24 protein-coding genes and 1 pseudogene are annotated in these 17,304 nt (G+C 63.2%); 14 read left to right on the top strand and 11 right to left on the bottom strand.

Translation table 11 applies throughout. The annotated features are described in order from the left end of the window. Positions 1 to 130: 130 nt before the first annotated feature. From SNOV_RS14590 to SNOV_RS14610, 5 genes are all read right to left on the bottom strand, one after another. Positions 131 to 775, bottom strand: coding sequence for a cysteine hydrolase family protein (locus SNOV_RS14590; protein WP_013167718.1), 645 nt, complete (start codon positions 773 to 775; stop codon positions 131 to 133). Between the two features lie 32 nt (positions 776 to 807). Then, positions 808 to 1,332 (bottom strand): hypothetical protein, encoded by a 525-nt coding sequence (locus tag SNOV_RS14595; protein WP_013167719.1) that lies wholly within the window; start codon positions 1,330 to 1,332, stop codon positions 808 to 810. Between the two features lie 31 nt (positions 1,333 to 1,363). After that, positions 1,364 to 2,215: an alpha/beta fold hydrolase gene (locus tag SNOV_RS14600; RefSeq protein WP_013167720.1), complete on the bottom strand. Its 852-nt coding sequence runs from the start codon at positions 2,213 to 2,215 to the stop codon at positions 1,364 to 1,366. A gap of 33 nt (positions 2,216 to 2,248) precedes the next feature. After that, positions 2,249 to 2,671, bottom strand: coding sequence for an organic hydroperoxide resistance protein (locus SNOV_RS14605; RefSeq protein WP_013167721.1), 423 nt, complete (start codon positions 2,669 to 2,671; stop codon positions 2,249 to 2,251). A gap of 66 nt (positions 2,672 to 2,737) precedes the next feature. Continuing rightward, complete coding sequence (locus SNOV_RS14610) at positions 2,738 to 4,015, bottom strand: epoxide hydrolase family protein (RefSeq protein WP_013167722.1); 1,278 nt, start codon at positions 4,013 to 4,015, stop codon at positions 2,738 to 2,740. A gap of 576 nt (positions 4,016 to 4,591) precedes the next feature. Here SNOV_RS14610 and SNOV_RS14615 point away from each other — a divergent pair. From SNOV_RS14615 to SNOV_RS24265, 10 genes are all read left to right on the top strand, one after another. Continuing rightward, positions 4,592 to 5,077, top strand: a complete 486-nt coding sequence (locus tag SNOV_RS14615; protein WP_013167723.1) for a DoxX family protein — start codon at positions 4,592 to 4,594, stop codon at positions 5,075 to 5,077. A 236-nt stretch (positions 5,078 to 5,313) separates the two neighbouring features. Then, a complete protein-coding gene (locus tag SNOV_RS23550; protein ID WP_081440989.1) occupies positions 5,314 to 5,646 on the top strand; it encodes a hypothetical protein in 333 nt (110 codons plus the stop codon). Between the two features lie 197 nt (positions 5,647 to 5,843). Then, the gene (locus SNOV_RS14620) at positions 5,844 to 6,038 is read left to right on the top strand and encodes a hypothetical protein (RefSeq protein WP_013167724.1); all 195 of its coding nucleotides are present in this window, start codon (positions 5,844 to 5,846) and stop codon (positions 6,036 to 6,038) included. Positions 6,039 to 6,262: 224 nt separating this feature from the next. Continuing rightward, entirely contained in the window at positions 6,263 to 6,409 is a 147-nt protein-coding gene (locus SNOV_RS23850) for a hypothetical protein (protein ID WP_187291170.1), read from the top strand. Between the two features lie 752 nt (positions 6,410 to 7,161). Beyond that, positions 7,162 to 7,353, top strand: coding sequence for a hypothetical protein (locus SNOV_RS14625; RefSeq protein ID WP_013167725.1), 192 nt, complete (start codon positions 7,162 to 7,164; stop codon positions 7,351 to 7,353). A gap of 511 nt (positions 7,354 to 7,864) precedes the next feature. Beyond that, the gene (gene rnk, locus SNOV_RS14630) at positions 7,865 to 8,293 is read left to right on the top strand and encodes a nucleoside diphosphate kinase regulator (RefSeq protein WP_013167726.1); all 429 of its coding nucleotides are present in this window, start codon (positions 7,865 to 7,867) and stop codon (positions 8,291 to 8,293) included. Positions 8,294 to 8,482: 189 nt separating this feature from the next. Beyond that, the gene (locus SNOV_RS14635) at positions 8,483 to 9,928 is read left to right on the top strand and encodes a Hep_Hag repeat-containing protein (RefSeq protein ID WP_013167727.1); all 1,446 of its coding nucleotides are present in this window, start codon (positions 8,483 to 8,485) and stop codon (positions 9,926 to 9,928) included. A 14-nt stretch (positions 9,929 to 9,942) separates the two neighbouring features. Then, positions 9,943 to 10,593 (top strand): hypothetical protein, encoded by a 651-nt coding sequence (locus tag SNOV_RS23555; RefSeq protein ID WP_187291067.1) that lies wholly within the window; start codon positions 9,943 to 9,945, stop codon positions 10,591 to 10,593. Between the two features lie 70 nt (positions 10,594 to 10,663). Beyond that, positions 10,664 to 10,984, top strand: coding sequence for a DUF5681 domain-containing protein (locus SNOV_RS14640; protein WP_013167729.1), 321 nt, complete (start codon positions 10,664 to 10,666; stop codon positions 10,982 to 10,984). Positions 10,985 to 11,563: 579 nt separating this feature from the next. Beyond that, positions 11,564 to 11,878, top strand: a complete 315-nt coding sequence (locus SNOV_RS24265; protein ID WP_272481031.1) for an HGGxSTG domain-containing protein — start codon at positions 11,564 to 11,566, stop codon at positions 11,876 to 11,878. On the opposite strand, the gene SNOV_RS14645 is transcribed toward SNOV_RS24265, so the two are convergent. The 4 genes from SNOV_RS14645 to SNOV_RS14660 all read right to left on the bottom strand — a co-directional run bounded on the left by SNOV_RS14645 (position 11,875) and on the right by SNOV_RS14660 (position 13,440). Further along, a complete protein-coding gene (locus SNOV_RS14645; RefSeq protein WP_013167731.1) occupies positions 11,875 to 12,111 on the bottom strand; it encodes a hypothetical protein in 237 nt (78 codons plus the stop codon). The two genes, SNOV_RS24265 and SNOV_RS14645, sit on opposite strands and share 4 nt — an antisense overlap. Positions 12,112 to 12,261: 150 nt before the next feature. Then, on the bottom strand, positions 12,262 to 12,444 hold the full coding sequence (locus tag SNOV_RS22680) for a hypothetical protein (protein WP_013167732.1): 183 nt from the start codon (positions 12,442 to 12,444) through the stop codon (positions 12,262 to 12,264). Positions 12,445 to 12,523: 79 nt separating this feature from the next. Continuing rightward, positions 12,524 to 13,066 (bottom strand): hypothetical protein, encoded by a 543-nt coding sequence (locus SNOV_RS14655; protein WP_013167733.1) that lies wholly within the window; start codon positions 13,064 to 13,066, stop codon positions 12,524 to 12,526. 137 nt (positions 13,067 to 13,203) lie between these two features. After that, complete coding sequence (locus SNOV_RS14660; RefSeq protein WP_013167734.1) at positions 13,204 to 13,440, bottom strand: hypothetical protein; 237 nt, start codon at positions 13,438 to 13,440, stop codon at positions 13,204 to 13,206. Here SNOV_RS14660 and SNOV_RS23855 point away from each other — a divergent pair. After that, positions 13,439 to 13,597, top strand: a complete 159-nt coding sequence (locus SNOV_RS23855) for a hypothetical protein (protein ID WP_187291068.1) — start codon at positions 13,439 to 13,441, stop codon at positions 13,595 to 13,597. The two genes, SNOV_RS14660 and SNOV_RS23855, sit on opposite strands and share 2 nt — an antisense overlap. A gap of 73 nt (positions 13,598 to 13,670) precedes the next feature. Here the strand turns inward: SNOV_RS23855 and SNOV_RS14670 are convergent, their stop codons facing one another. Continuing rightward, complete coding sequence (locus SNOV_RS14670) at positions 13,671 to 13,898, bottom strand: hypothetical protein (RefSeq protein ID WP_013167736.1); 228 nt, start codon at positions 13,896 to 13,898, stop codon at positions 13,671 to 13,673. Positions 13,899 to 13,998: 100 nt separating this feature from the next. Between SNOV_RS14670 and SNOV_RS14675 the strand changes: the two genes are divergently transcribed. Beyond that, positions 13,999 to 14,604 carry an SOS response-associated peptidase gene (locus SNOV_RS14675; RefSeq protein ID WP_244412766.1) on the top strand — a complete coding sequence of 202 codons (606 nt, stop codon included), beginning with the start codon at positions 13,999 to 14,001 and terminating at the stop codon, positions 14,602 to 14,604. A 40-nt stretch (positions 14,605 to 14,644) separates the two neighbouring features. Here the strand turns inward: SNOV_RS14675 and SNOV_RS14680 are convergent, their stop codons facing one another. Continuing rightward, positions 14,645 to 15,172 (bottom strand): hypothetical protein, encoded by a 528-nt coding sequence (locus tag SNOV_RS14680; protein ID WP_013167738.1) that lies wholly within the window; start codon positions 15,170 to 15,172, stop codon positions 14,645 to 14,647. Between the two features lie 239 nt (positions 15,173 to 15,411). Between SNOV_RS14680 and SNOV_RS14685 the strand changes: the two are divergent. Both SNOV_RS14685 and hisD read left to right on the top strand, forming a co-directional pair. Continuing rightward, positions 15,412 to 15,942: pseudogene (locus tag SNOV_RS14685) on the top strand (ABC transporter permease subunit); the annotation flags it as partial. An 8-nt stretch (positions 15,943 to 15,950) separates the two neighbouring features. Beyond that, entirely contained in the window at positions 15,951 to 17,261 is a 1,311-nt protein-coding gene (hisD, locus tag SNOV_RS14690) for a histidinol dehydrogenase (protein ID WP_013167740.1), read from the top strand. Positions 17,262 to 17,304: the final 43 nt, after the last annotated feature.

Genomic DNA, 17,304 nt, shown 5'->3' on the forward strand with positions numbered 1-17,304 from the left:
ATCCCCTAATTATCAGCCGCGTCGGCTCGAGAATAAAGCCACCATTTCGGGCGACGGATAGCTGCGATCATGCACGAAGTGAACCGGCGAAATACAGGATTCGTCCGCTAACGCTGGGAAATCGGGGCCTTCAAGATCGAATCTGGACGCCCTCGGCCGGCAGGCATGCGAGGAGCTCGCGCGTGGTCGTGATGGCGTGCGCATAGGTCGGGCCGTTCAGCTCGTGCGCGGCATGCATCATCTCCTTCGAGAACGCCGCGGTCGCGTCCCGAACAAGAGTGACGTGGAAGCCGAGCTCCATCGCGTAGCGTCCTGTGGACTCTATGCATGTATTCGCAAGCAGGCCCACGACTATGACGTGCGTGATGCCATGCTGTCGGAGTTGCTGGTCGAGGTCCGTGTTGGCGAAGCCGCTTTGCGCCCAGTGCTCTTTCACGACGATGTCGCCCGGCTTTGGCGCGAAATCGGGATGCCAGTCGCCGCCCCACTCGCCTCGGGCGAAGGAGTGCCGCTTCATGATGGCGCGCTGGGTCGGATTGGGATGGCACCAGCATTCGTAGTCGCCGGGTTCCCAGCGCCGGTGCGGTACGATGAAGACACGGATTCCGGCGCGGCGTACCGCCTGATCGACGGCTTTCAGATTGGCGATTAGACCGACCTCCTCCGCGACCTCCTTCACCCGCGGCCAGATCTTGCCGCCCTCGGACAGGAAGTCGTTGTAGGGATCGACGAAAAGGAGCGCTGTCGATTTTCGGTGATAAGTGAGCTCCGACATTTCCATTCTCCGCTGCGCCGGCTGGCGATGGTTCAGTTTCGGAGCGCGGCGCGCTCGATGCTCGCGGCAAAGAACGGTGTCTCGCCGCGGTTGTGCGCGATCGACATGGGCTGGCGCTGGCTGCGGAACACATCAAGCGGAATGCCCTGGCGATCTAGGAAAGCCCGGAATTCATCGGTGGCCGTCGAGCGGACATGATTGGTGAACTCGCACCGTTCCCCGTCGATGGTCCTGACACTCATCTCCCAGAGAATGTGGAGGGTAGTCCTGCCGGCGGGTGTGAAGACGTCGGAGACGGACTCAAGGATCAAGTGATCCTTTCGCCCCAACGTTTCGACGTAATGCTGGACCATGAGGCTGCCGCCGATCACCTCGACGTTGATCGACATGCGTCGGCCGTCGGGCGCGGTAGTGAAGCCCGCGGCGATGTGAGCAGGGGAGCATCCCTGGTACTCAGCCTCGCTCAGCGAGAAGCACCACGCAGGGATGTCGATCTTGTCGATCGGCACGTTGATGGTCGCCGTGAAGCTCGATTCGACGATCTCGGTGTCGCTCATATCGTGTTTCCTTGATTTCGAAAGGAGCCAGTCAGAGGAAGTCGCGGATTAACCCGGCCACCTCGTCGGCGGCGGTATCCAATGCGAAGTGCCCCGCTTCGAGGATGTGAATCTCCGCCTGCGGCACGTCGCGCCGGTAGGCTTCGGGCTCGGAAAGGTCGAAGGAAGTGTCGTATTTGCCCCAGAGCACCAGCAAACGCGGCTGCGTTTTTCGCAGCCATGCCTGCCAAGCCGGATAGGCAGCGACATTGCTGCGATAGTCGTAGAACAGCTCGGTCTGGATATCCGCCTGGCCGGGTCGTCCGAGGAAGGCGAGTTCGTCCGTCCAGAGATCGGGATCGTAGAGCTCGATCCGCGGATCGCTGCCCAGATGGCGCCGACGGGTGGCCTCCGGTGAAAGGAGATTGACGCGCAATGCCGACTCGTGGGCAGCACGATCCGCCCAGTACGCGCGACGTTGCTCCCAGAGCTTGCCGAGGCCCGTCTCATGCGCGACCGCGTTCTGGATAATCAGCGCTTCGACCCGCTCGGGGTGAGCCATCGCCATGCGAAAGCCGACCGGGCCGCCGTAATCCTGCATGAACAGGCTGTAGTGGGAGAGGCCGAGCGTCTCTGCAAACCGCGTCATGATGTCGGCCAGATGGTCGAAAGTGTAGGAGAAGTCGCTCGGCGGCGGTGCGGCGCTATGACCGAAGCCGGGATAGTCGGGTGCGATCAGGAGATAGTCGTCCGCCATTCGCTGAAGCAACGGTTCATACATTCGGGATGACGACGGCAACCCGTGAAGCAACAGCAGCGTCCGGGCGCCGGGGCGACCGGCCTGGCGGTAGAAGATCGGCAAGCCGCCGACTTCGCACGTGTGATAGCTCGGAAGGCCACTCATCCTGATCACCTCCGGCGGGCATCGGCTGGCGCGTCAGACCTTCACCCTGGTCACGACATCGATGTTGCCGTGCGTGGCGCGCGAATACGGACAGAGAGTGTGAGCTTCGTCGACCAGCGCCTGAGCTGCATCGTGCGGCAGGCCTGGAAGATTGACGTTCAGCCGGGCACCGAGCGTATAGGCGCCATCTATCAGGCTGAGATCCACCTCTGCGTCGATGGTAAAGCCCGGCGGAAGCGCCACCCGGCTCTTGCGTGCGGCGATGTTGATCGCGCTCTCGAAGCAGGCGGACCAGCCCGCGGCGAAGAGTTGCTCCGGGTTGGTGCCGGTGCCGTGGCCGCCTGGAGGAGAGAGGCGGATGTCAAGATTGCCGTCGGAACTACGGGAGGTGCCGCCTTCGCGTCCTCCCGTCGTGTGGACCTTGGCAGTGTAGAGCAGCTTGGGTTGTGCGTTCATTTCGATGTTTCCGTGGAAGAAAGAAGACAGGGAGCGGCGGCCTGCCGTGGCGGCCCTTGCTGGCCATCAGGCGCGCACGGAGCGGAAGGAGGCGCGCAGCTCTGCGGCGAAGGCGGCTGGCTGCTCCCACGCGGCGAAGTGGCCGCCCTTGGGCAGCCGGTTGAAATGGACGAGCTTGGGGAACGCCTTTTCCGCCCAGCTCTTCGGCGCGGCGTAGATCTCGTCTGGGAAGACGCTGACCGCCACCGGGATGGCGATGTGCTTCGGCGCGAAGAAGGCGAGCTTGTTCTCCCAGTAGAGCCGCGCCGACGACACTGCCGTCCCGGTCAGCCAGTAGAGCGTGACATTGTCGAGGATGTCGTCCCGCGTCAGGCCCTCGGCTTCGCCATTGAAGACGCGCACGATGAGTTTGTAGCTGCGCGCGTCGTGGTCGAGCATCCAGGCGGCGAGGCCGACCGGCGAATCCTCCAGGGCGTAGAGGGTCTGCGGCCGGTTCGCCATCTCCTGCGCATAGCCGAGGCCGTGCTTGTAGAAGAAATCGAGCTGCGCATAGGCGTTCGCCTCATCGGGCGACAGCCCGGTCGGCGCCGGCCCGCCGGCGGCGAGCGCGGCGGCGATGTCGTCCGGCACGGTCGCTGGCATGTTCGTGTGGATGGCCAGCAGTTCCGGCGGCGCCTGCACCGCCATCTGCTCGGAGACCGCATCGCCCCAATCGCCGCCCTGGGCGACGAAGCGCGTATAGCCGAGGCGCTTCATCAGGGTCGTCCAGGCACGGTCGATGCGCTGGGGATCCCAGCCGGTGGAGGTCGGCTTGGCCGAGAAGCCGTGGCCGGGAAGCGAGGGGATCACGACGTCGAAGGCATCTTCCGCCGTTCCGCCATGCGCCGTCGGGTCGGTGAGCGGATCGATGACCTTCAGCTGCTCGATCACCGAACCGGGCCAGCCATGGGTGATGATCACCGGCAGCGCGCCGGGATGCTTGGACCGGACATGGATGAAATGGATGTCCAGCCCGTCGATCTCGGTGACGAACATCGGCAGCGCGTTCAGACGCGCCTCGACCTTCCGCCAGTCATGCTCGCTCTGCCAATACTGCGCGAGCTTGCGCATGGTGGCGAGTTGCACGCCTTGCGTCGCATCCCGCACCAGCTCCGGCGTCGGCCACCTCGTGGCCGCGATCCGCCGGCGCAGATCGGCAAGCGCCGTGTCGGGGAAATGCACCTTGAACGGCTGGATGGCGTCGGACTGGGCGGAGAGCGGCGTTGGCATCATGGTGGCGACTCCGGCTGCTGCTGCGGCGGCGAGCACATCGCGCCGCGTGAGGGCTGATTGGGCTTCCGGCATGACGTTCTCCTCTGCAGCCATCGACGTGGCTGGCTGAGTAATTTTCATCCGTTATTTTGGCTGATGGCCCGGTAGTGGCGATTGCACGTTGGTATCGACGATACTTTGGTATCAACTGGCGAGTCTCGATTGCACGCAACAATCGGTTTTGCTTATTTTACTATAAGCTGACGCGGATATGTTCTGGATGTCGCGTTGAAATTGATACTAAGGTGTCGCTTACACCTTGGAATAATAGAGTTGTACGCCGCCATCCCTCATTTTGCTCGGGCTCGACATCATGTCCGTTGAAGAGGAGAGGACAATGCCGGCCCGTCGGCGTGCTGGTGGATCGCAAAGGCGGACTGCTGGTGGCCGACGATGTCGGCCATGCGGTGTAGCGGTTGAAGAACTAAGCGTCGGCCGCCTCACTGGGCCGGACGGCGACGCTAGGCGGCTGAGGATTGCCGAAATGTTGCGCAACGGCTGACGCTGCGCGTCGCGGCACTACCCCTAACTCCGACTGACCAAACCCATGTAACCGACGCTGTCGGCTCTCCGTAGTACCGGGGGGCCCCAAGACGGAGCCATGTTGCCGTGTCACTCAACAAACTCGCCATCGCGCCGCTGCCGGCTCCGCCCGGCTGGTACGCAGTTCCCCTTCGTCTGATCATTCGGTACGGCTTCTTCGCGCACGGATATGCGAAGCTCCTGCGCGGGCCCGATCACTTCACCGGTATCCTGGCTGCGATCGGCATGCCATTTCCTCACCTGCTCAGTTGGGCGACCGTGGCGATCGAGCTTGTCGGCGGACTGATGATCCTGGCCGGCGCGCTCGCTCCCCTCGTCACCGTGCCCATGATCGTGGTGCTGCTAGTCGCCATCTTCTCCGTCCACCTCCCCAACGGCTTCAGCTCGATCAAGCTGATGTCCTATGACGCGAGCGGAGCCCATTTCGGCCCACCCGGCTATGAGACCGACTTGCTCTACGTCGCGGGACGCCTGGCCCTCTCGATTGCAGGTGCTGGACCATTCTCGGTCGACAGCTATTTGCGCCGGCGCCAGAGGCCCGCGAAGGACTAATTCAGCGGATCGTCGTCCCGCCTGGTCGTTGACATCAATCCCCATCACTCGTCCCCGGTCTCCTCTGGGACGACATGCATTGCGCGTTTGTGCTTAGTTTTAGGACAGCGAGGGTGACTCCTACGCTGCACCCCCTTGAACAATCAATTTGATCTCCAAAATGATGCCGCTGGAGCGGCACCATCCGCTCGAGACTGCAGTCGCCCGCCATGGGCATATGATTGCGGAGATTGGAGATGGAACATCAGCATCCAACCACTTCAGCGACCATCGAAGAATTCGCTGCCGCGCTGTCCGATCCAGCACAAGTGCTGGCTCATGCCGGCCTTGCTCCGGAAGATCAGCGGGCAATTCTCGCGTCGTGGGCGTCCGATGCCAGAGCGATCCCGGGTGCGCCAGCCCTACGCCGACTTGAGAGCGGCGCTGTGGTCAGGCTGGCCGATATCCTCCTGGCTTTGAGGGACATCGACCAGCGAGCAGGCAACGGCGGCGACGACGATCCCCCGCCAGTTCCTGCCGCAGCCGCCGTTCCGCCGCGGATCATCCGGACGGTAGCTGTGGCCGCTTGAGCGCCGCCGTCAAATGTATTGCCAGATCGACGACGTGGAGCGCCTCGCGGCACGCTGATCGCGGCGTGCTGGGAGGCGCGGAACCACAGGCATTCGCGGGCCGCTCGGAGAACGGTCCGCATCTGCGGTTCTTGTCGCGAAGCTTGGTTCGCCTATTTGGGCGACGGTCTCCTATTCGATCTTCAGGACAGCGCCGAATGCCGCCTTCCGACTTAGTGCAGAAATTGAGAGATGCGTCTGTCATTCCCCCTGACGTCCGCAACGAGGACGAGTTGCGTGAGTTGCTGAGGGAGGCCGCGGAGACGATCGAGACGCTCATGCGGCAGCAGAAGGAGGGCGAGCTTTTTCTCGATTTTTCGTCGCGCAGTCCTCGCAAGGGCGGAGGTTGTTGAGCTTTGCCTGCCCCGGCGCCAATCGAGCCTTCGGGCGCAGCATTACTTGGCGCCGACAGACGTGAATTATCCGAGCGGGCCTTATTTCACCCACCTTCATCGCCTATCTGACGGCCAGTCGATTGATCGACTTGCTCGCCCCGATTCGGTGGCGCGGGCCTCTTTCCAAAATTCCGAAAATGAGACGCGGGCCGCCAAGGGCGAGCCGCGCGCGAAGGACTTTTATGAACACCAACAACGCCAAGCGCGGCGACGAACGCCGCACCATGAACACGGCTGCCACCGGCCGTTCCCCCACCGATTGGAAGCCCGAACCGTGCGGGCTCACCCGCGAGCAGATCCGGGCAATCGTCATCGAGCAGATCGGCTAACCCGGCGAAATCCGGGCGGTGCCTCTTCTGCACTTGGCGCATACGGGACTTGCCGGTGTGACCGGCCGACCGCTGAACTCCCAAACTAAGACTCCGCCCTCCTCTCGAGGGTGGGGCCTTCCCGTTCAGAGTCGCGAGAACTCTACCGGTACCAGCAGCGCGTCCGCCACCGGCCCCGCACCCATACGCGGCGACAAACGCGCCGCCGACGGCGCGGTGCGACCCAGACACGCCGCCCATTGCGCCAGACCCAATAAGTGTTATCGGCCGGCGTTCCGTCTGGGGCTTCGCCGTATGATCTATCTGCGGGCGGATCGACTTCTGGGGCAGGCAAGTTCCTAAGCGCGTCGAACGGCGTCGCCTCGGCCCTGCTGGCGACAACCGCGCCGGTGACCACCGCACTGGCGAATCCGAAAAGCCCGAGAAGAAGCGACCGGCGGTCCATTTTTCGTCCTCCCGCGATTTCGGGAAACATGCTCCCGCACCAGCTAAGAGTCCACCGAGATCCGTGCCGGCCGCGCGGATGGCCCCCGACTTCGGTCGGCTGTATTGTTCTCTTGGCGCCGCCTTTGGGCGTTTCCTCTCGACTTTCCCGCCCTCCTTCGGGAGGGCGGAACTCTGCGTTCCGGAGAGCGCCGCTCGCCGAGCACCGGCGGCATTTCTCCTACAAGGGCATGCGAGAGGCGCCGGATAGTGCGGCTATGTTCAATCGGCTGTGTAATGCTGAGATTTGCGAAACAGGAGCGCTGCAAATGTCCGATGCCGCCACGCTGATCGAACTGGACGAGCGCATAGCCATCGCTCGTCAAAACCTGTCCGAGCTGACGGAACAGGCCGCTGCCTTCTCGGGTGGAGCGGACGAAGAACGCTCCGCCGAACGGATTGCGGAACAGCAGGCCCTCTTAGACAACCTCATCCGCCAAAGAGAAGCCTTGGCTGAGTAACAGCGCTCCCCATCGGAGAGCCATTGCGACCGAAAAAGCCGCCATCCTTGTCGGCTCCGGAAGACTAATTTACCGTCGTCATCTCCTGGGGGCGACGGACATGATCCGGATTTTGATCGCGGCGGCAGCCGCTTTGGCGATGAGCGCTATGGCTTCAGCTCACGGCGGCGGCTGCCGTAAGGACTCGCCGCCGGGTCAGTGCTGCCACATGGACCGGAAAGCCGGCACTTTTCACTGCCATTGAGGCTACCTGGCCACCCGTTGCAGAACCGTTGACTTGACAAAGCCCGGCCAGCCCTCAATTTCAAGCGCATGAGTACGGCAAACCCCATCGTTATGCGACTGCATCCGATCGCGGAATCGTAGCCCGAAGTTCGGCCTGGACGCGCCGAGCTTCGGGGCGCTGGGTCATGGGTGGATCAGCTCACCCGCGCGTCTGCCATCACATCCCAGTTCGTATCAGCGCCATGAGAGCCCGAAGGTCGGTCCCGTGGCATGGAGCCGTACATCTATGACCAAGTTCAACACCACTGCCGGCAAGCCGCCAATCGTCGTCAGTGACGAAGATTATGGGCGTCTGACCAAGCTCGCCACGGCCGCCCTCGACCGCTTTCCCGACGTTGCCGAGGAACTTCAGATCGAGATGGAAAGGGCTCAGGTCCTCAGCACGGCCACGATCCCTGAGGGCGTCGTGCAAATGGGCTCGACCGTGGAATATCATTCTGATGTCGAGCAACGGCGACGCATTACGCTCGTCTATCCGGGCGAGGCCGACATCGCGGAGGGCCGGGTTTCGATCCTGACGCCTATTGGCGCCGCCCTGATCGGGCTCTCTGCTGGGCAGTCCATCCGATGGGTGTCTCGTGACGGTCGCGAGCACGTGCTGACGGTGCTCAAGGTAGAGCAACCTGTCGCCTCCGCCACTCCCACGGTGGTGTGAACCGCCCCTGCCACACACCGGCGCCCGCCGCGCGAGCCGCATTTCGGTCAGCGACCTGGGGCGCCGGCATGTGGTGAGATACACCAGCCCCCGCGTGCCTCAGCAACCCGAGGCGCGGCCACCAAGCGTCAATTCTGCTATGTTACGGGCCGGTCTAGTGATTCGGGCCCACGGGTAGAGCGACGAAGTATGGCCGCGACAACCGTCGACACGAGAATCATCGCCGTCTCCTCGCCTATCCAGGCGCGGAGCTTGGCTGGGCGAGCCCTTCCTGTCGCCGTGCTCGTACTTGCCGCATTGTCGACGACGCAAGCTCCCGCCGAAGACATATCGTGCGACCTCACCTCCAGTTCGCTGAGCTGTGCGGGATCCGCGACTGGCGCCGACTCCACAGCACTAGGCGACAACTCTGAAGCGACCCAGGCGTCCGGCACGGCGGTTGGTCAGGGGGCGAAGTCGTTCGGCGCCAACGGAAGTGCCTTTGGGCAGCTTTCGGTTGCGAACGGCGTTTCCTCAACAGCAGTCGGCCAGAACAGTGTGGCCAACGGAACTGCCTCATCGGCTTTTGGGCGTAACTCCGCTGCGAATGCGGATCGAACCACCGCGTTGGGAGCGGATGCCGCGGCTAACTCTATCGCGGCGACAGCAATCGGACAGGCCACGAATGCGAACGGACGATACGCGACAGCGGTCGGCCAAGGCGCGAATGCCAATCTCGACTTCACCACGGCCGTTGGAGCTGAAGCCGCGGCGCAGGGGGTGAACGCATCGGCTTTCGGCTATGGCGCGCAGGCGAATTCATCTGGTGCTACGGCGCTCGGTCAAGGAGCCGCGGCCGCCGCTGCGCAGTCCACGGCCATCGGCCAGACTGCCGCAGCAAATGGCGTTGCTTCGACCGCGGTAGGCCAGAACGCCATTGCCAATGGCAATAGCTCGACAGCGCTCGGCCAGAACGCTGCTGCGAACGCGGAGGGAGCTACCGCCGTCGGCACCATCGCTGCGGCTAACGCGGCGAGCTCAACGGCGCTCGGCTGGAACGCTACGGCGAACGGCGTCGGGTCCACGGCGCTTGGGCAAGGTTCAATTGCTGCATTTCAAGGCTCCACGGCTCTCGGGCAAGGAGCCAACTCCTCGGCGGCCGGCGCTACCGCTATCGGGTACGGCTCTGCTGCGGCGTTCGAGAATTCCACTGCCATCGGCTATGGCGCGGCCACTACGAGAGCTGACCAAATCGCGCTTGGCAGCGGCTCGAACACCTACACGATGCCAGGCCTCACTTCCGCGAAAAGCCAAGCGGCACAGTCGGGACCGTTGCAGGTCGTGACCACCGATGCCTCGGGGAACCTCGCCTCGGCATCCGTCAGCCAGCTGTTTGGTATCGACGAGATTTATCGCGACATCGACCGGGTCCAGGAGGGAGTGGCCATGGCCATTGCGATGGACACGCCGCATCTCCCCTATGGCAAGGACGTCGCCGTAAGCGCGCAGTGGGGGACTTTCGGCGGTCAGAACGCGATGGCGTTCTCTGGCATTGCCCGCTTGATGGATGACAGCCTTTTCCTGACCGGCGGTGTGGGCGTCGGCCTTAATGAAGGGACGATTGGCGGCAAGGCGGGGCTGATGATGGCATGGTGATCGCCCGACCCGCCATGCTCGCCCTCGCGGCAGTATTCGGCATCATCCTCGGGATGCCCGCTGTCACGAGTACGCCGACGGGATTTGTCAGCTCAACGCCAGAGCCTCCAGCTAGCCATTCGCCGTCAACGTCCCCCCGGCAGACTTTGCAGGTGCCTTCACCGCCAGTTCTGATGGCGCTGCTGAGGAGTACGCTCGCCGCTGTCAACCAGGCCAATGTAACCGGCAATTACTCAGTGCTGCGCGACTTGGGCTCGCCGGCGTTCCGCGAGAATTACAATCCCGCTCAGTTGGCGGATCGCTTCCGCCCATGGCGCGATAACTCCCTGGATTTCGCTGCGATCCTTTTGCTCGATGCGAAGCTGTCGCGCGCACCCTCGATAGACGAGCATGGCGTGCTTCAACTCGCTGGGTATTTCCCGACCGAGCCGCTTCGCATCGGCTTTGATCTTGGATTCCAGGCCGTCAACGGCAATTGGCGACTTTCGACGATTTCCGTCAATGCTCGGGACAGTAGCTCAGAAGTCGGAAATTCGGAGGCCAAGACATCTCTTCCGGATGCCCCTCCTGCAAAGAGCACCGCCTCTAAGAATGTTCAGCCGGTCGGGGCCACCGCCTCCATAACGGAGCCCTCCGTGCCCCGGCCGTTCAACATGCGTCCTTGAGCTCAACCGCGCAGATGTCAGCCGACATGCGGCAAGCTCCGCTGAATCAACAGCGGAAAAGCAGCGCGGCGTGCCTTTCAAGCCTGGGCAGAGCGGGAATCCAGCCGGCCGTCCGAAGGGCTCCAAGCATAAGCTGGGCGAGGACCTCCTCAGCGATCTGTATATCAACTTCCGGCAGCACGAGCCGAGCGTGATCGCCAAGGTGCGGGAGACGAAGCCGGAGGTGTATCTGAAGGTGGTCGCTAGCCTCCTGCCTCGTGAGGTGAAGCTCGACGCACCGGATCTCCGCGAGCTGAGCGACGCCGAGCTGATGGCCGTCATCAATGCCACTGCGGCAGCAGCGGGCCTGGAGATCAGCGAAGCTGCCGACGAGACGCCATGCCAGCATTGAAGGCCAAACGCTCGATCGAGACGGTTTCTGAAGCTGCCAATGTGCCCGAACCGAAGGTCTACCGGCTGGAGGCAAAGGCGCGGGACGGCGAAATCGACACGCCTCACTCTGACAAGGTTCGCTGGTGCCTTCAGTACCTGAACGCGTTCGGCACCACTTCTTCCGACTTCGCCAATGTCGAGCTGAACCGACTGATTTCGGTCGTATCCTCGGGTTCCGAACCGGATATGAGGCGCCTCAACGCCGCGCTTGCCGTTGTCGACGGTATCCAGTCGGAGAACGAGGTCGAGGCCACGCTGGCGGTGCAGACGGCCGCAACTCACGCCATGACGATGACCATGATGTCGTGGTCACAGAACGCATCGATGCTCCCGCACATGGAAGCGGCCGGCAATCTCGCGGTGAAGCTCTCCCGCACCTTCACGGCCCAGGTGGAGGCTTTGACCAAGCTCCGCCGCAAGGGAGAGCAAAAGGTCACCCGTCGAACATGTCCACGTCCATGCCGGCGGACAGGCCGTTGTTGGCAACGTCACCCATACCGGCAAGACATGGGAGAAATGGAAAATGCCCGACAAGCCTATGCGGACGACGCCCGACCCCTCGCATTTGCACCTGCGTCCCCGGTGTGGAGCGAAGACCCGGAGCGGGAGCCCGTGCCAATCTCCAGCGGTGCACCGTACGAAGCGCTGCCGCATGCACGACGGAGTTGCCGGAGCCGGGGCTCCTCGCGAGCCGTCCAACGGCAATTACAGGCACGGGCGGCGCACCATCGATTTCTTGAAGCTCGGCGTTTCCTGGAGATGGTGCGGCAGGCCGTCGGCCGGCTCGACGGTTAAAGTTCATCAGCATTCAATTTGGGAGCGACACCCTCCCCCGTCTCAAAGCCGGCTCTAGTCGATGACCGGATGTTCTCCCCGAATATCGTCGATGATGTCGCTCAATAGGCTGATGCGCTCGCCGGAAAACTCCGCGTCATCAGGGAAAAGTTCAACCAGCTCGGCTGTCCAGTTTGCACCATTGTGCTCGGATGCGACCTGGAGGATTAGCACCTCGCCGCGCCGTATCGGCCCCAGCCGCTGTTGGGCCGCCTCTTGGATCGCATACAGGATCTCGTCTCTCGTCTTCATGCCGTCACCCCCTCGTTCGGCCGAGCGTCCATTCGCCTGCCAGTGAGGAGACAACGGGCGTCGCGCCCATGTGTTGCCAGAACGATGCGGACAAAGAGCCGCTCGCTCCAGCGGTAGGCTGAAGCGGGCGGGGGCCGGTCGTGCCACGTCTTAGCGCTGACCGCCCTTGTGCTGCTCATTCTGGTCACGGCGTTCCTCGCCGTGCTGCTTCTGCCCACCCGGATTCTTGGTGTGCTGCTGGCCGGGGTTCTGTTGACCGGGCTTCTGATTCGGATCCTGCCTGTGCTGGTCCCGATCACCCATGCCCTGCTTGTTGTCCGGATTATTGGCCATTGTAGTTCTCCCTATGCGGATGATGCCGCGCGAGAGAAACGGTCTTTTGGAGCGATGGTTCCCTCCCGCTCCGTTATGTCTACTTGTGCAATTTCAGTAGTTCCGGGATTTTCCAAAGTGGTATTTCGCTCTTATTTTGCACCGCATAACAATATTTCAGCGCTACACGTTGTCTAGGAGGGGTACCTTTCTTGGCGTTATTGGAGTAGCACAACAATGGGTCCAGGCGTATCTCTCTACTCAACGATGGAATAAGCCCATGAAAGCGGCGGAATTCAATGCCGCAGTTCTTCGCGATGGACACCTTTTCGACTGCCTCCATCTCACCCTTGAGCCGCGCCAGCTCATAACTGGTGGCATCATCGCCGCCGATGAAGAAGAGGGCGGGCCAGAAGATAACGATCCCGACCGTAGTGGCCACGGCATCATTTGTCGCTTTCTGGTTTTGCGCCCCGGTGACCTGCATGACCCGAGCGGAGATCCGCTCGGCCTCCATGCCGATTTGTTGGCAGCTATACTGTTCATAAGAGAGCGGCGAGACATATGCCGCCGCGATTTTGTCTGCTGACTTCGCGCAGCCCACGCACAATAGCGCCGCCGCCGATATGGCCGCCCACTTCATACTTGCCCCCTGACCCGCAACTTACGGTATCATGGGAAAGGTTGAAGTCTAGCCGGCCCGTGGTGGCTACGGACGACCCTCGATGCCGCTGCAATGGTCTCCCATCGTGGTCGGCAAGAGCTAAATGCTACGTGTGACTATTCCATCTCATCTGGGGCGCGGCCATAGCGCGCCAGGACGACCGCCGGCTCGAACTCGCCTAAGCCGGGATCGCCGTTGCGGGAGAAGGCTATAGCGCCGGCATGCTTCTGAGCGAGCGCCGCCGCGCGCCCAATGGCGGCCATAGCCGTTTGCGCCTCCTGCGCCTCGCCGGGCTGAAGGTCGCCATCGTCGTCTTCGACGAACGGCAGGGCGACGTAATAGGTGACGCTCATGTCAGTCTCCCTTGCGCCGGAGCTCACCGCCGGCATGGCGCTAGAATTTCAGGGCGTCGGCCTCATCCGCGAAGTGCACGGCAATGTGGCGGAGGCCGCCGACCAGCTCCACCGAAGTGCGTGGGGCGCAGGATGGATAGAACCTGCCGCCCTCTAGCAGGTCGCGCCCATGCTCCTCCGGAAAGAGCAGCCGGAACGGATATTCCCGGCGGATCGCGCCGGGACTGATCTCACCCTTCCGACGCATCGCGAGTCTCCCGCGACGGCCGTCCGCGGACATAGCCCCATGAGGCTTCCTGCCGCGCTTTCTGCAGTTCCATCTCTAGGAATTGCTGTCCGATCAGCAAAGCCTTGATGGCGGCGCGCGGGTCTCCCCCACTCATCGCCAACACCTCGTCTACATCGGCCTCCTCAATGGCAATGGTTTCCCGTTCGGCGGGCGCGTGCTCGCTCGGCATGGTCGGCGGTCCTCGTTGATGCCGAGATTGATTCCATGAGAACGAATAGAGAACAAGCGGCATTCCGCAGCCAGAGATCCACGCCATCTCTCGCCCGCTCGTGGTCGAGACGCCCTCGAACTTCCCGCCGCAATACAACATCGCTCCGACCGACCAAGCCGGCGTGATCTGGAAAGGTGAGGACAGCCGATGGCATTACGAAGTGATGCGCTGGGGCCTGATCCCGCGCTGGTGGTCGCGTCCCATTAAGGGCATGGCGCCGATGCACAATGCCCGCGCCGAAGAGGTCGACACCAAGCCGGCCTTCCGCGACGCATTCAAGCGCACGCGCTGTCTGGTGCCGGCCTCGGGCTTCTTCGAGTGGACCGGCGACCGCAAGGCCCGCAAACCGCACTTCAGCAGCAGCACCGACAATCAGCCGCTGAAGTTCGCCGGGCTCTACGACCGTTGGAAGAACCGGGAGACGGGCGAGGTGATTTCCTCATTCACCATCATCGTCACGGACGCCAACCCTTTCATGGGCGAGATCCATGACCGCATGCCGGTGATACTGGCGGAGGAGAATTGGGACGCCCGGCTCGACGCCCCCCGCAAGGATCTGCTTGTGCCGGCGAGCGATGCCGAGCTGCAGCGCTGGCGCGTCACGGAGAAGATGAACGCCAGCACATACAAGGAGGCGGATTCGGTGGAGCCAGTCCCGGAATAGCTGATCAGCTTTCTGGTGACGTTGAGGGTCGGGCTTTGGCCTACTTGCGCTTTGTGGGCTTGCGAGGCGCTGCCCGCTTCGGTGGAGGAAGAGGCGGGAGTTGGCTGAGCAGTAAGGTTAGGTAGCTGCCGCCATATCGCCGCGTCCTCTCCTCCTTCTCCAGTAGATAGCTCTCAAGCGCCCTCCTGAAGTCATCCTCCCTCTGTGAGGCGCGCCCCTTGGCGAAACCGTCGGTCGCCAATCTCTCGGCTGTCAGCCGGAGCGCGCAACTCAGGAGATAGCGTAGCTCCGCGTCATAAGGATCTTCATCGCTCGGAAGAAGCCGCTCATGAACGCCAAGAACTCCGGTGCGGATAGGCGGCCCAAAGCGCACCCCGCCGGCAGTCCACTTTCCATACAGTTCCCTCAGCGCATCCATCACTCTGTAGGAATTGTCGGGTCCCCGTCCAACCGCCCGCAGGACTTCAATAACGAGCGCTTCGAACGCCTCGGCCGCTAATGCCTCGGCATAGGCCGCCTCTCTCTCCTCCGGGCTTCCACTGCCCTCGATCACCCGCAGATCAACCATCGCAGCTTCCTCCAGTAGGAGGCAGCATGGGTTCGGTCTAACGACGGTGTCGAGTGCGGCGGAGCATTCCCGTCAGATCCCGCGTCCTCCCGCAAAATCCCGGCTAGCGCCGTCAGATTTTGGGGCCGTTGTTGGGGTAAGCCGGCAAGCGATATCGAAATATCGTGATAACAGAATATGTTACGCCGATAATATGGCGGGCCGCGAGCGATGAAACGGAGAACTACGTCTACGTCGGCATTCCGCTGGGCCTGGCCATGGGCATGAGCCCCGCGATCCGCGGCCTTCTCGACCCGCCGATCGAATTCTACCGGCCGATCCCGCCGCTCGCCTATCTGCCGCTGATGATCATCTGGTTCGGCATCGGCGAGTTGTCGAAGGTCCTGCTCATCTTCCTCAGCGTCTTCGCGCCGGTGGCGCTCGGCGCACGGGCGGGCGTCAAGTCGGCGGCGATCGAACAGATCCACGCCGCCTATTCCTTCGGCGCCTCGCGCTGGAAGGTGCTGTGCCACGTCATCCTGCCGGCCTCGCTGCCGGAAATCCTCACCGCGATGCGGATCGGCATCGGCTTCGGCTGGACCACGCTGGTCGCCGCCGAGATGATCGCCGCCACCGAGGGGCTGGGCTACATGGTGCTCTCCGCCAGCCAGTTCCTGCAGACCTCCACCGTCATCATGGGCATCGTCGTCATCGCCGCGATCGCCTGCCTCTTCGACATGCTGATGCGCCTGATCGAGCGCAGGATTGTGCCCTGGAAGGGCAAGATGTGAGCCTCGCCATGACCGTGACCTATCTCAAGAAGGCCCTCCGTACCGCCCATTCCGACGAAAGCGACGTGCGCAAGGCCGTCGCCGGGATGCTCGCCACCATCGACGCCGAAGGCGAGGAGGCGGTGCGCCGCCTCTCCCGGCAGTTCGACCGCTGGGAGGGCGAGATCGTCCTCTCCGATGCGGCGCGGCAGGCGGCGATCGCCGCCGTTCCCGAGCGGACCAAGGACGACATACGCTTCGCCCACCGCAACATCCGCCGCTTCGCCGAGGCGCAGAAGGCGACGGTGCTGGATTGCAGCATCGAGGTAATTCCCGGCCTCACCGCGGGACAGAAGCAGATTCCCGTGGAGGCCGCCGGCTGCTACGTGCCGGGAGGGCGCTATGCGCACATCGCCAGTGCCATCATGACCATCACCACCGCGCGCGTGGCGGGGGTGAGCCATGTCACCGCCTGCTCGCCGCCGCGTCCGGGGCTAGGCATCCCCCCGGAAATTGTCTTCGCAATGGATCTGTGCGGGGCGGACGCGATCCTCAATCTCGGTGGCGTGCAGGGCGTGGCGGCGATGGCCAACGGCCTTTTCGGCCTGCCGAAGGCGGACGTGCTGGCCGGACCCGGCAACCAGTATGTGGCCGAGGCCAAGCGGATCCTCTATGGCCGCGTCGGCATCGACATGTTCGCCGGGCCGACCGACAGCATGGTCCTCGCCGACGCGACGGCGGACGCCGACCTCGTCGCCGGCGACCTGATAGGCCAGGCCGAGCACGGCTACAACTCGCCGGTCTGGCTGGTCACGACGTCACGTTCGCTTGCTGAGGCGGTGATGGAGCGCGTGCCGACCCTCATCGAGGCACTACCGGAACCGAACCGTTCCAGCGCGCGGGCGGCATGGACGGACTATGCCGAAGTGATCCTGTGCGACGAGGCGCAGGAGATGGCGGATGTTGCCGACCGCCACGCGCCTGAGCACCTGCACGTCCAGGCCGCCGACCTCGACTGGTGGCTCGGGCGGCTACGCGCCTATGGCTCGCTGTTCCTCGGCGAGGAGACGACGGTCGCGTTCGGCGACAAGACGTCCGGCCCCAACCACGTGCTGCCGACCTCCGGAGCGGCGCGCTACACGGGCGGCCTCTCCGTGCACAAGTTCATGAAGACGGTAACGTGGCAGCGCGCGACCCGCACGGCCGCTCGCGACCTTGCCCTGGTCACTGCCCGCATCTCCCGCAAGGAGGGCATGGAAGGCCACGCTCGCACCGCGGATATACGCCTGGCACGCTTCTTTCCTGATGAGACGTTCGACCTCACGCCGGCAGATGAGTGACCGGCAGCAGGCAACCGATCCCAGCCCGCCGGCAGATACCCGC

This window comes from Ancylobacter novellus DSM 506 (assembly GCF_000092925.1).
GTDB lineage: Bacteria > Pseudomonadota > Alphaproteobacteria > Rhizobiales > Xanthobacteraceae > Ancylobacter > Ancylobacter novellus.